Here is a 13,179-nt window from a genome sequence, read left to right as displayed (position 1 = left end):
GTTCCGGTCAGGCCTGGTGGCCTGGCTCGAGATCCTTGACGTCGGCAAAGGACAGCAGGTCGACGTCGCGCGGAGGGGCTTGGCCGGCGACAGGCTCCATGAAGTGGCCGAGATGATCCCCCAGGTCGATACGACGCAGGATCTTGCCGGCGAACCACCCGGCCGCGTCGTCGAGGATGGGCATCCCCGCGGGCCCACTGTGCCAGGAGCAGTGCGCGAACTTGTCGACGTCGTCGCCGGTCTGACTTCCGAACAGCCGAGCCAGTTCGACATCGCGGCGTGCCAGGACGTGGACCGCCAGATGCTCGGACTGGGCTGCCACGGCGAAGGTGTGGTTGCGCTTGGACACACCCACCAGAAATCTCGGTGGATCGATGCTGGTCTGGGTCGCGAAGCCCACCAGGCAGCCCGCGGCGTGGCCGTCGGCCGCCGTGGTCACCACGAACATGCTGTAGTTCAGCTTGGCGACCAGTTGGTCGAAATACTCCTCGGGCATATCGGGGGTGTACCCGCCCGGGGCGACGGGCATACCCCGCTTACTGCGCGAATTGTGTCGCCGCATCCACCAGGTCAAGCAGCGGCTGCGGCAGGATCCCCAACAGCACGGTGACCGCGGCGCACAGCGCGATCGCCGCCTTGCTCCACACACTGGGAAGCACCAGATGCGGCGGATCGGCGGGGGAGTCGGTGAAGAACATCAACACGATGACCCGCACGTAGAAGTAGGCGGCCATGCCGCTGGCCACCACACCGACTACCACCAGGGGCGCCGCACCACCCTCGGCGGCTGCCTTGAACACCGCGAACTTGCTGATGAACCCACTGGTCAACGGGATACCGGCAAAAGCCAGCAGAAACATCGAAAAGAGCAGCCCCACAACGGGGTATCGGCGGCCCAAACCGGCCCATCGGGACATGTCGAGCTCTTCTTCGCCGCCGGGGTTGCGGATCAGATTGACCACGGCGAAGGCGCCTACCGTAGAGAAGCTGTAGGCAACCAGGTAGAACAACGTTGCGGAGATGCCCGCCGGGATCGCCGACAGCACCCCGGTCAACACAAAGCCCGCATGGGCGACCGAGGAATAGGCCAGCATCCGCTTGACCTCGGTCTGCGTGATCGCCGCGATGGTGGCCACGATCATGGTCAGTACGGCGATCAGCCACAGCAGCGGACGCCAATGGTCATGCAGCGCAGGCAGTGCCACGTAGAGGATCCGCAGCATCGCCCCGAAGGCGGCGACCTTGGTGGCGGCCGCCATGAATCCGGTGATCGGAGTCGGCGCCCCGACGTAGACGTCGGGAACCCACGAATGGAACGGCACCGCTCCGACCTTGAAGAACAGGCCCACCAGGACCAACCCGGCGCCGATCAGCGCCAGCGGGTCGCTGCGGTGAGACAACAGCTGCTCGCCGATCTCGGGCAGGGCCAGCGTCGCGGTGGCGCCGTAGAGCAGCGCGGCCCCGAACAGGAACAGCGCCGAGGAGAACGCCCCCAGCAAGAAGTACTTCAGCGCGGCTTCCTGCGAGAGCAGGCGACGGTAGCGCGCCAGACCACACAACAGGTACAGCGGCAGGGAGAGCACTTCCAGCGCCACGAACATGGTCACCAGGTCATTGGCCGCCAGAAACACCATCATGCCGCCCACTGCCAGCAGGGTCAGCGGGAACACCTCGGTCTGGGTCACGCCAGCGCGCGCCGCGTCGAGTTCGGCGACGCTGTCGGGCACGGCTGACGCCTGCGGAGTGAATGCGTCCAAGCCGGCGTGTCTGGGGGCGGCCGTTGGTGCGGTCGCCGCACCTGGGCCCTCTGGTACACCTGCACCGATGTTGCGCTCGGCGATGAACACGACGGCCATGATCCCGACCAGCACGATGGTGCCTTGCAGCACCAACGCCGGCCGGTCGACGGCCACGGCGCCCAGCACGGCGATGCGCCCGGCGGCGGGTAGTTCTCGGCCCACCGCCACGACGGCGGCGAATGCTGCGGCCAGCCCACTGACCGCGAGCAGTACCTGCATGACGTAGCGCGCCCGGCGCGGGACGAACGCCTCAAACAGCACACCGGTGACCGCAGTGCCGAAAACGATCAGCAGCGGTAGCAGGAGGCCGTACTCGACGGATGGGATTGGCATGCCCGACATGGTCAGTGCGCCCCCTCAGCTGTCAGCGGTGCCGGGTCGGTTTGACCGATGGTGGTCAAGGTGTGCGCAACGCCCGGATTGATGATGTCCAGCGCGGGTTTGGGGTAGAAACCGAGGAACAGCAGCAGTGCGATCAACGGCGCGACCACAAGGAGCTCGCGCGGCACCAGATCGCGGATGCCTTCATTCTCGTGCGTGACCGGGCCGGTCATGACCCGTTGATACAGCCACAGCATGTAGATCGAGGACAGCACCAGTGCCGTGGAGCCGACGGCCGCCGCAACCCAATAGCGGTTGAATGTGCCTACCAGGACCAGGAATTCACTGATGAACGGGGCCAGTCCGGGTAGCGACAGCGTGGCCATGGAGGCAACCATGAAGGTGCCGGCCATCACCGGTGCCACCTTCTGCACGCCGCCGTAGTCGGAGATCGCTCGGGCGCCGTTGCGGCGGGCGACCAGGAACCCGGCGATCAGGAACAGTGCCGCGGTGGACAGTCCGTGGTTGAGCATGTACAGCGTGGAGCCGCTCTGCCCCTGGCTGGTCATTACGAAGATCCCCAGAATGATGAATCCGAAGTGCGAGATCGACGTGTAGGCGATCAGTCGCATCATGTCGCGCTGGCCGATCGCCACCATCGCGCCGTAGACCACGCCGATGACGGCCAGCACGATGATGGTCGGCCGGAAGTAGGTTGAGGCATCGGGGAACAGCTGCAGGCAGTAGCGCAGCATCCCGAAGGTGCCCACCTTGTCCATCACCGCCATCATCAGCACGGCGGTCGCAGGGGTGGATTCCACCGCGGCGTCGGGCAACCAGCGGTGCAGTGGCCACAGCGGGGCCTTGACCGCGAAGGCGAACATGAAACCGGCGAACAGCAGTTTGAGGACACCCGGGTCAACGGTGGTGGTCGCCGGGGAGAACATCGAGACCAGTTCGCGGAAGTCGAACGTGCCCCCGGAGGTCCCTTCGCCGGAGCTCACCACGTACACCCCGATTACCGCGGCCAGCATGATGAGGCCGCCGAACAGGTTGTACAGCAGGAATTTCAGGGCGGCTTGTGACCGCTTGGCCCCGTTGCTGAATCCGCCGATCATGAAGTACATCGGGATCAGCATCGCCTCGAAGAACACGTAGAACAGCAGCACGTCGAGGGAGACCAGCGAGATCAGGACCATCGCCTCGACGGTCAGAATCAGTGCCGTGAAGGCGTGCGGGCCGCGTCCTGACGATCGCAAGCGCGGCGGAGCCGGGCGCAGCGGGTCGTCAGCATCGGCACCGCGTACCCCTTCGCCGTCATTCCAGCCGGCGAGCATGAGCAGTGGTACCAGGCCGGCTGTCAGTAGCGCCAGGATCACCGCGATTCCGTCCACGCCGAGTGTGTAGCTCGCCCCGAATGCCGGTATCCAGCGGTGGGATTCCACGAACTGATACGGCGCGGCTACCGGGGTGGTGTCGAACTCGACGGTGACCACGATGGCCACCGCCAGCGTGACAAAGCTCGCCAGTAGGCCGGCGCACTTCGCCAGGCCCGCCCGCCCGGCAGGCAACACGATGACAAGTCCGGCGCCGATCAGTGGTACCAGCCACAACAGGCTCAGCAAGGGCACCCCGTTGGTGTTCACAGTTGCACCGCCAACACGACCACGAGCACCAGGACCGTGCCGGCCAGCATCGTCAACGCGTAGGAGCGCACGAAACCGGTCTGCAGTCGCCGCACCAGATATGACGCGAGCGCCACCAATCCGGCAGTCGTGTTGACCGAACCGTCCACCACCCGGTCGTCAACGCCGACCAGGGCTTGTGCCAGTCGGTTACCCGGACGCATGAGCACCTCCTCGTTGAAGGCATCGCCGTAGAGATACTTGCGGGCCGCGACTGTCAGTGCGGAGACGTCGGTGGGCGCGTTGACCGGTATCGGCTTGCGGCCATACATGTTGTAGGCCAACGCAACTCCGAGCGCGACGACGCCCAGGGTGATAGCCCCGGTCAGCCACGCGGGGATGGCGTGGGAGGCGTCATGGTCGGCAACCGCCGTCACGGAGTTGACCACCGGCTCCAGCCAATGTTCCAAGCGCCCGCCGATGGCCAGTGCCGCCCCGGCGAACACCGCGCCCAGTGCAAGAACGATCATCGGCCAGGTCATCACTCGCGGGGACTCGTGCGGATGCTGCAGTGGCCGCTCCGCGGTGACCTCGCTCTCGTCGGCAGCCCAGCGGCGCTCTCCGCCGAACGTCATGAGCATCACCCGGGTCATGTAGAACGCGGTGATCCCGGCGCCCAGGATCGTCACGGCCCCCAGCACCCAGCCGCGCGTGCCGCCGGAGGCCAACGCGGCCTCGATGATGGCGTCCTTGGACCAATACCCCGCGAACGGCGGCACCCCGATGATCGCCAGGTAGCACAGACCGAAGGTGGCGAAGGTGACCGGCATGAAGCTGCGCAGCGCCCCGTAGCGGCGCATGTCCTGCTCGTCGTTCATTCCGTGCATCACCGAGCCGGAGCCCAGGAACAGTCCGGCCTTGAAGAAACCGTGGGTTAGCAGGTGCATGATCGCCACCGCATAGCCGGCCGGGCCCAATCCCGCGGCCAGCACCATGTAGCCGATCTGGCTCACCGTGGAGGCCGCCAGCGCGCGCTTGATGTCGTCGTTGGCGCAGCCGATGATCGCACCGAACAGCAGGGTGAGGGCTCCCACGACCACCACCGCCAGCCGGGCGTCCGGCGACAGGTCGAACACCGGCCCAGACCGCACGATCAGGTACACCCCGGCGGTCACCATGGTGGCGGCGTGGATCAGGGCCGAGACCGGGGTGGGGCCTTCCATCGCGTCGAACAACCAGGCCTGCAGCGGAACCTGCGCGGACTTGGCGCACGCGCCGACCAGCAGCAGCAGGCCGATTGCGGTGGTCAGCCCGCTGGGTCCGGCATCTTCGACCGCACCGAATAGTCCCTCGAAGGACAACGTGCCGAAACCGGCGAACATCACGAACATGGCCAGCGACAGCCCGATGTCGCCGACCCGGTTGGACACGAACGCCTTCTTGCCGGCCGCGGCAGCCACCGGCTTGGCGTACCAGAAGCCGATCAGCAGGTAGGACGCCAGACCGACGCCTTCCCAGCCCACATATAGGCCCAGGTAGTTGTCGGCAACGACCAGCAGCAGCATCGCCGCGACGAACAGGTTCAGGTAGGCGAAGAAGCGCCTGCGATCGGGGTCGTGCTTCATGTAGCCGGTCGAGTAGATGTGGATCAGCGAGCCGACGCCACTGATCAGCAGCACGAAGCAGATCGACAGTTGATCGACCAGCATGCCGAAGTCGACCTGCAGGGCGCCCACCGGCACCCAGCTGAACAGGTGCGTGTGGATCGCTCGGTCTTCGCCGTCCCGGCCCAGCATCTCGGCCAGCAGCACCAGCCCGATCCCGAATGAGGAGAGCACGGTGACGCAGGCCAGCAGGTGCCCCCACCGGTCGGTTCTGCGCCCGCCGAGTAACAGGATCAGCGCTCCGGCCGTGGGCAGGGCCACCAGCAGCCAGCTCAACTGGCTCACGTTCGTCATAGGCTCCCCAACTCCTAGCCGCGCAGTAGGTTCGCGTCGTCGACCGAGGCGGATCGCCGGGCCCGGAAGATCGTCATGATGATGGCCAAGCCGATCACCACCTCGCAGGCGGCGACGACCATGGTGAAAAACGCCACCATCTGGCCGTCGAGCTGGGAGTGCAGCCGGGCGAAGGTGACGAATGCCAGGTTGGCGGCGTTGAGCATCAGTTCGACACACATGAACATCACCAGGGCATTGCGCCGCAACAACACCCCGGTGGCTCCGATGGTGAACAGCATCGCCGACAGGTAGAGGTAGTTCTCCGGATTCACTGGCCCGAGTCCTCCCCGTTGGCGGCAATTTCGGTGTCGGAGTGTGCCGCGTTGCCCGTCGCGCCGACCCAGCGGTGGGTCAAGGTGTCCGACACCGACAGCGGCGAGTAGGTCCCGTCGGGCAGGCGCGCGGCGATGTCGACGGCGTTGTGGCGGGCGTAGACGCCGGGGGTGGGCAGCGGCGTCGGCCGTCGACCGGATTGGAAGCGCTGAATCGACAGCTCCCGCTGCGTCATCCGCGGCTGCAACCTCTCGCGGTGGGTCAGCACCATGGCGGCGAGCACGGCGGTGATCAGCAGTGCGCTGGTGAGCTCGAACGCCCACAGGTAGCGGGTGAAGATCAGCGCGGCCAGGCCCTCGACGTTGTGTTGGCTCAGGTCCGCCGCGCCGGTGCCGGCGGCAGGGGGCGTGCCGATGCGGCGCAGGTGCATCGTGGCACCGCCGATCCCGGCGATCAGCAGTATCCCGAACGCGATCCCGGCCAGGGTGGCGGCGGCCCGCTGGCCGTGCAGGGTTTCCACCAGTGATTCGGCGGAGTCCACACCGATCAGCATCATCACGAACAGGAACAGCATCATCACCGCGCCGGTGTAGACGACGATCTGCACCACGCCGAGGAACATCGCGTCCTGAACGAAGTAGAACACCGCCAGGATCAACATCGTCATCGCCAGAAACAGGGCCGAGTACACCGCCTTGGCGGCGGTGACCACGCCGATGGCGCCAATCACGGCGATCACGCCCAGCGCCCAGAACGTCACCGCCTCCCCGGTGGAGGTGCGCACGACGATGTCGGCGGCCAGCAGTGTGGTGCCCATCAGGCCTTGCCCTGCTTCACTCGGTCGAGCATGACGAACAGGTCCGGGTCTTCGTCGAGGCCGGCCGGGCTCACCCTGCCCAAGTAGTAGTCCTTCTCGGTGGCGCCGGGCGGCATCGCGTGCGGCGGCGCGATCATGTCGGCTTCCAGCGGGGCCAGCAGCTGGTCGCGTTCCCAGATCAGCTCGGCGCGGTTGTCGGCGGCCATCTCGTAGTTGTTGGTCATGGTCAGAGCCCGGGTGGGGCAGGCCTCGATGCACAGTCCGCAGCCGATGCACCGCAGATAGTTGATCTGGTACACCCGGCCGTAGCGTTCGCCGGGGGAGAAGCGTTCCTGGTCGGTGTTGTCGGCGGCCTCCACATAGATGGCGTCTGCCGGACAGGCCCACGCACACAATTCGCAGCCGATGCACTTCTCCAGCCCGTCCGGGTGCCGGTTGAGTTGGTGGCGGCCGTGGTAGCGCGGCGCCGTCGGCTTCTTGCGTTCGGGGTAGCCGTCGTTGATCGGCCGTTTGAACATCGTCTTCCAGGTGACGCCGAACCCGGCCAGTGCGTCTCGCAAACTAGCCATTGACGTCCTCCTTGATCCGCGGTGAACCGCGTTGCGGCAGCGGTGGTGTCGGGAACGAACCCTCGGTTGCCACGGCGGGGGCCACCGCAGTGGATTCGTCGAGGCGGGTGTGCCGTGTACTCAGCGCGCTGAATCGCCGATGTAGTGCCACCAGCACCACGACCGTGGTCACGGTGCTGATCGCGGCCAGCGCCGGCTGCCAATGCTCGTAGCCGCCGTTGCGCAGGCTGCGCATTCCCGCGGCGATCAGCACCCAGGCCAGCGCCACCGGGATGAGGATCTTCCAGCCCAACGCCATGAACTGGTCGTACCGCAGCCGGGGCAGGGTGCCCCGCAACCAGATGTAGACGAAGATGAAGCCCCAGAGCTTGAGCGTGAACCACAACAGAGGCCACCAGCCTGTGTTGGCCCCGTCCCACATGTTGAACGGGAATGGCGCGTGCCATCCACCGAGGAACAGCGTGACCGCCACGGCCGAAACCGTGGTCATGTTGATGTATTCGGCGAGGAAGAACAGGGCGAACTTCAATGAGGAGTATTCCGTGTGGAAGCCGCCGACCAGTTCGCCCTCGGCTTCGGGCAGGTCGAAGGGTGCCCGGTTGGTCTCACCGACCATCGCGGTCAGGTAGACCATGAACGCAGGCATCAGCAGGAAGGTGAACCACACTCGATCCTGGGCTGCCACGATGCCCGAGGTCGCCATCGTGCCGGCGTAGAGGAACACCGATGCGAACGCCAGGCCCATCGCGACTTCGTAGGAGATCACCTGGGCGGTCGAGCGGATTCCGCCGAGTAATGGGTAGACCGAGCCGGACGACCACCCGGCCAGGATGATCCCGTACACCCCGATGGAGGACATCGCCAGAACGAACAGCACCGCGATCGGCAGGTCCGCCAGCTGCAATGCGGTGCGGTGGCCGAAGATGCTGACTTCGGGGCCCAGCGGGATCACCGCGAATGCGGTGATGGCCGGCACCGTCGAGATGATCGGGGCCAGTGTGTAAATCGCCCGGTCGACGTTGAACGGGGTGATGTCCTCCTTGAGGGCCAGCTTGATGGCATCGGCCAGGCTCTGCAGCCAGCCCTTGGGACCTACCCGGTTGGGGCCGGGACGCATCTGCATGCGGCCCACGACTTTTCGCTCGATGACAATGGCCAGGACAACCGTCAAGAGCAGAAACAAGAAGATGCCCAGCACCTTGACCAGCATCAACCACAAAGGATCGCTCATGGTGTGCGTCCAATCTGTACTGTCGCGCCGGGGCTGACCCCCAGGTCCCGGTGTACTGCCGAGCCTGCCGAGTTCAGCGGCAGCCACACCACGTTGTCCGGCATCTCGGTGATGGCCAGCGGCAGGGTGATCTGGCCGCGATCGGTGCTGACCGTGACCGAATCCGACTCCGCCACGCCGATCTCGGCGGCCGTCGATGCCGACAGGCGCACCACCGGCGTGCGGGCAGTGCCGGCAAGGTTGGGCTCGCCGGCCTGCATCAGCCCCTCGTCGAGCAGCATGCGCCAGCCGGCCAGCACCGCCTCGCCTGCACCGGCTTGCGGTGGCGTGCCGGCTGCCACGGCGGGTCCGGCGATCCGCTCACCTGACCAAGCGCCCAATGCCACCAGCTCGTCGCGGGCCGCCTCCACCGTGGGCATGCCCAGGGCGATGCCCATCTCCTCGGCGATCACGTTGAGCACCCGCTGGTCGGGCAGGGAACCGGTGTCCGGCAGTGCGACACCGAACCGGCGGTGGCGGCCCTCCCAGTTGACGTAGGTGCCGGACTTCTCGGAGGCGGCCGCTACCGGCAACACCACGTCCGCGCGTTCGGTGACTGCGCTGTGCCGCAGCTCGAGGCTGACCAGGAATTCGACCGCGTCCAGGGCCGCCAGTGCCGCCTCCGGGTCAGCCAGGTCGGCCGGTTCCACCCCGCCGACAAGCAGTGCTCCCAGGGTCCCGTCGGCTGCGGCCGCCAGGATGGCATCGGTGTCGCGTCCCGCCTGCGACGGCAGGTCGTCGGGGCCTGCCAGACCCCATGCCTGCGCGACCTCGGCCCGCGCCGCCGGATCGGCGAGCGGACGCCCTCCGGGTAGCAAGCCCGCCAGCGCTCCGCTGTCCAAGGCGCCGCGTTCCCCAGCGCGCCGTGGCACCCAGGCCAGTTTCGCCCCGGTGGCTTCGGCGAGCCGGATCGCTGCCGAGAGTGCGCCAGGAGATCCCGCCAACCGCTCGCCGACCAGGACGACCGCGCCGGGCTGGCGAAGCGCCTGTCCGACGGCGCCGTTGTGCAGGCCGTCCAGTGCGGTTGCCTCCCCGCCGGGAATCGTTGGCAGTACGGTGCCCGCCATCTTGGCCAGCCCGCGGTCGGCGAAGGGGGCCAGGCTGAACACCTTGGTGGCGTACTTGCGGGCCGCTTTGCGCAGCCGCAGGAAGACCATCGGTGCCTCTTCTTCGGGTTCCAGGCCGGCCAGCAATACGACTGGGGCGGCCTGCAGGTCGGCATAGCTGACCTCGATGCTGCGCCCCGCTACCTGGGCGGCCAGGAACGCGGCCTCTTCTGCGGAGTGCGGGCGTGACCGGAAGTCGATGTCATCGCTGTTGAGCGCCATCCGGGCGAATTTGGCGTAGCCGTAGGCGTCTTCGGCCGATACCCGGCCGCCGACCAGGACACCGGCGCGTCCGCGTGCCGCGGCCAGCCCTCGTGCCGCCACCGCCGCCGCGTGCGGCCAGGAGGTCGGTACCAGCGCTCCGCTGTCGTCGCGCACCAGCGGGGTGCTGATCCGGTCGCCCTGGGTGGCATAGGTGAACGCCCAACGGCCTTTGTCGCAGTTCCATTCCTCGTTGACGTCCGGGTCTTCGCCGGCCATCCGGCGCAGGACCTTGCCCCGTCGGTGGTCGGTGCGTTCGGCGCAGCCGCCTGCACAGTGTTCGCAGACTGTCGGGGTGGACACCAAGTCGAACGGGCGGGCCCGGAACCGGTAGGAGGCGCCGGTGAGGGCGCCCACCGGGCAGATCTGCACGGTGTTGCCCGAGAAATAGGAGTCGAACGGTGTGTCGGTATAGATGCCGACCTGCTGCAGCGCGCCGCGGTCCATCATTTCGATGAACTTGTCGCCGGCGATCTCGTTGGCGAACCGGGTGCAGCGTGCGCACAGGATGCAGCGATCCCGGTCGAGGAGAACCTGCGAAGAGATGTTGATCGGCTTGGGGTAGTGGCGTTTGGTCTCTTCGAAGCGGGTTTCGTTGCGGCCGTGGGCCATTGCCTGGTTCTGCAGGGGGCACTCGCCGCCTTTGTCGCAGGTCGGGCAGTCCAGCGGATGGTTGATCAGCAGCAGCTCCATCACCATGTGCTGCGCCTGATCGGCTTCGGGAGAGGTGTGCTGGGTGCGCACCACCATGCCGTCGGTGGCCGCCACCGCGCATGACGGTTGCGGCTTGCGCTGGCCTTCGACCTCGACCATGCATTGGCGGCACCAGGCCACCGGGTCCAGCAACGGATGGTCGCAGAACCGTGGGACCTCGATGCCCAGCTGCTCGGCGGCGCGAATGATCAGGGTGCCCTTGGGCACGGTGATCTGCTGGTCGTCGATGGTCAGTGTCACCGACTCCTGGGCCTGCGGCGCAGATGTCTGAGTCACGCCACACCCCCTGCTGCTCCGCCTGCCACGTGCATGCTCGCTTTCGGGTCGAACGGGCAGCCCCCCTCAAGGTGGGCGATGTATTCGTCACGGAAGTACTGGATTGAGGACTTCACCGGCATGGCCGCGCCATCGCCCAAGGCGCAGAACGATTTCCCGAACAGCACATCGGCGATGTCCAACAGGGTGTCGAGATCTTCGGGGGTGCCGCGCCCTGCCTCCAGGCGTTCATAGATGGGCACCAACCAATAGGTACCCTCGCGGCACGGCGTGCACTTGCCGCAGGACTCGTGCTTGTAGAACTCCGACCAGCGACCAGCCGCACGCACCACGCAGGTGGTCTCATCAAAGATCTGTAATGCTTTGGTGCCCAACATTGAACCGACCGACGCCATGCCTTCGTAGTCCAGCGGCACGTCGAGGTGTTCCTCGGTCAGGATCGGGGTTGACGACCCACCCGGTGTCCAGAACTTCAGGCGGTGTCCGTCGCGAATCCCGCCGGCGTAGCCGAGCAGTTCGCGCAGCGTGATACCGAGCGGCGCCTCGTACTGGCCGGGCCTGTTGACGTGCCCAGACAGCGAATACAGGGTGAACCCGCGAGACTTCTCGGTTCCCATGGAGCGGAACCACTCCGGCCCGTTGCGCAGGATGGAGGGCACGCTGGCGATCGACTCGACGTTGTTGACCACCGTCGGCGACGCGTAGAGGCCGGCCACCGCGGGGAACGGAGGGCGCAGGCGGGGCTGCCCCCGGTAGCCCTCCAGCGATTCGATCAGCGCGGTCTCCTCGCCGCAGATATAGGCACCGGCCCCGGCATGCACCGTGATGTCCAGGTCGAAGCCGCTGCCGCCGATGTCGTTGCCCAACAGCCCCGCGGCGTAGGCCTCGGCGACCGCCGCCTGCAGCCGACGCACCACCGGCAGTACCTCTCCGCGGACGTAGATGAAGGCGTGGCGGGCACGGATCGCATAGCAGCACACGATCATGCCCTCGATGAGCACATGCGGTGTCGCCATCAGCAGCGGCATGTCCTTGCAGGTGCCGGGCTCGGACTCGTCGGCATTGACCAGTAGGTAGTGGGGCTTGGCGCCCGCGCCCTCGGTGCCCTGCGGGACGAACGACCATTTGGTGCCGGTGGAGAATCCGGCGCCGCCCCGGCCACGCAATCCGGAGTCTTTGACCAGTTCGATGACCTCGTCGGGTGTCATCGTCAACGCGCGCTTCATGCCGGCGTAGCCATCGTGGCGGCGGTAGGTCGCCAGCGTCCACGACTCCGGCTCGTCCCAGTAGCTGCTCAAGACCGGGGTCAGCGGCGTGCCCTCGGCAAGTGTCATTTCTCGCCCCCACTGGTTTTGCTGCCCGGCTCCGGCGCGCTCATTCCACGTTCGCGCGCCACCTGCAGACCGGCCAGGGTCGCGGCACCGGCACCGCCTTGGCCGTCGTCGGCGCGCTCATCGGGGAAGCCCGCGAGAATTCGTTCGGTCGCCGCGAAACTGCACAGCGGCATCCCGCGGGTGGGACGTACTTCGGCGCCGTCGCGCAACCTGTCGACCAGCTCGCGCGCCGATTCCGGGGTCTGATTGTCGAAGAATTCCCAGTTGACCATCACCACCGGCGCGTAGTCGCAGGCGGCGTTGCACTCGATGTGTTGCAGCGTGATCGATCCGTCCGCCGTGGTCTGATCGTTGCCGACGCCCAGATGGTCTTTGAGGCCCTCGTAGATCGCGTCGCCGCCCATCACCGCGCACAGCGTGTTGGTGCAGACCCCGACCAGGTAGGTGCCGGTGGGATCACGCCGGTACATCGAGTAGAACGAGGCCACCCCGGCCACGTCCGCGGTGGTCAGGCCGAGCAGCTCCGCGACGAATGTCAGTCCGGCCGGGGTGACGTAGGTGTCTTGGGCCTGCACCAGATGCAGCAGCGGCAGGACCGCTGAGCGTGGTTGCGGGTAGCGGCCGATGATCTCTTTGGCGTCGGCCTCCAGCGCGGCTTGCACCTCGGGGGGGTAGGCGTTGGGTGCGCCGGGATGGTTGAACTGATTGGGTTCTTCGGGCTGCCTGCCCAGCTGCAGGAAGACCCGGGTGCCGTCGGTGCCGGCGGTGGGCGGCATCAACCGGCCGCGTCCGGTCTTGTTCACGCCGACCTTGT

11 protein-coding genes are annotated in these 13,179 nt (G+C 66.8%); all 11 read right to left on the bottom strand.

Annotation, left to right across the window (positions count from 1 at the left end):
• Positions 1-7 precede the first annotated feature (7 nt).
• The 11 genes from G6N09_RS02870 to nuoE are packed head-to-tail and all read right to left on the bottom strand — an operon-like array spanning position 8 to position 13,141.
• Positions 8-529, bottom strand: a complete 522-nt coding sequence (locus G6N09_RS02870) for a flavin reductase family protein (protein ID WP_407662637.1) — start codon at positions 527-529, stop codon at positions 8-10.
• Positions 530-536: 7 nt separating this feature from the next.
• Positions 537-2,141 carry an NADH-quinone oxidoreductase subunit NuoN gene (gene nuoN, locus G6N09_RS02865; protein ID WP_083027809.1) on the bottom strand — a complete coding sequence of 535 codons (1,605 nt, stop codon included), beginning with the start codon at positions 2,139-2,141 and terminating at the stop codon, positions 537-539.
• A 2-nt stretch (positions 2,142-2,143) separates the two neighbouring features.
• A complete protein-coding gene (locus G6N09_RS02860; protein ID WP_083027808.1) occupies positions 2,144-3,766 on the bottom strand; it encodes an NADH-quinone oxidoreductase subunit M in 1,623 nt (540 codons plus the stop codon).
• Complete coding sequence (nuoL, locus tag G6N09_RS02855; protein ID WP_083027807.1) at positions 3,763-5,703, bottom strand: NADH-quinone oxidoreductase subunit L; 1,941 nt, start codon at positions 5,701-5,703, stop codon at positions 3,763-3,765. Before nuoL ends, G6N09_RS02860 begins: the two co-directional genes overlap by 4 nt.
• A 14-nt stretch (positions 5,704-5,717) precedes the next feature.
• Positions 5,718-6,017, bottom strand: coding sequence for an NADH-quinone oxidoreductase subunit NuoK (gene nuoK / locus G6N09_RS02850; protein WP_024442457.1), 300 nt, complete (start codon positions 6,015-6,017; stop codon positions 5,718-5,720).
• Positions 6,014-6,835, bottom strand: coding sequence for an NADH-quinone oxidoreductase subunit J (locus G6N09_RS02845; protein ID WP_083027806.1), 822 nt, complete (start codon positions 6,833-6,835; stop codon positions 6,014-6,016). Before G6N09_RS02845 ends, nuoK begins: the two co-directional genes overlap by 4 nt.
• Positions 6,835-7,404, bottom strand: coding sequence for an NADH-quinone oxidoreductase subunit NuoI (nuoI, locus tag G6N09_RS02840; protein WP_083027805.1), 570 nt, complete (start codon positions 7,402-7,404; stop codon positions 6,835-6,837). Before nuoI ends, G6N09_RS02845 begins: the two co-directional genes overlap by 1 nt.
• On the bottom strand, positions 7,397-8,635 hold the full coding sequence (gene nuoH / locus G6N09_RS02835; protein WP_083027804.1) for an NADH-quinone oxidoreductase subunit NuoH: 1,239 nt from the start codon (positions 8,633-8,635) through the stop codon (positions 7,397-7,399). The genes nuoI and nuoH overlap by 8 nt, the downstream gene beginning before the upstream one ends.
• Positions 8,632-11,031, bottom strand: coding sequence for an NADH-quinone oxidoreductase subunit G (locus G6N09_RS02830; RefSeq protein ID WP_083027803.1), 2,400 nt, complete (start codon positions 11,029-11,031; stop codon positions 8,632-8,634). The genes nuoH and G6N09_RS02830 overlap by 4 nt, the downstream gene beginning before the upstream one ends.
• A complete protein-coding gene (gene nuoF, locus G6N09_RS02825) occupies positions 11,028-12,365 on the bottom strand; it encodes an NADH-quinone oxidoreductase subunit NuoF (protein ID WP_083027802.1) in 1,338 nt (445 codons plus the stop codon). The genes G6N09_RS02830 and nuoF overlap by 4 nt, the downstream gene beginning before the upstream one ends.
• Positions 12,362-13,141 (bottom strand): NADH-quinone oxidoreductase subunit NuoE, encoded by a 780-nt coding sequence (nuoE, locus tag G6N09_RS02820; RefSeq protein ID WP_083027827.1) that lies wholly within the window; start codon positions 13,139-13,141, stop codon positions 12,362-12,364. Before nuoE ends, nuoF begins: the two co-directional genes overlap by 4 nt.
• Positions 13,142-13,179: the final 38 nt, after the last annotated feature.

The organism is Mycolicibacter minnesotensis, assembly GCF_010731755.1.
GTDB lineage: Bacteria > Actinomycetota > Actinomycetes > Mycobacteriales > Mycobacteriaceae > Mycobacterium > Mycobacterium minnesotense.
This window is presented reverse-complemented; position numbering and strand designations above follow the sequence as displayed.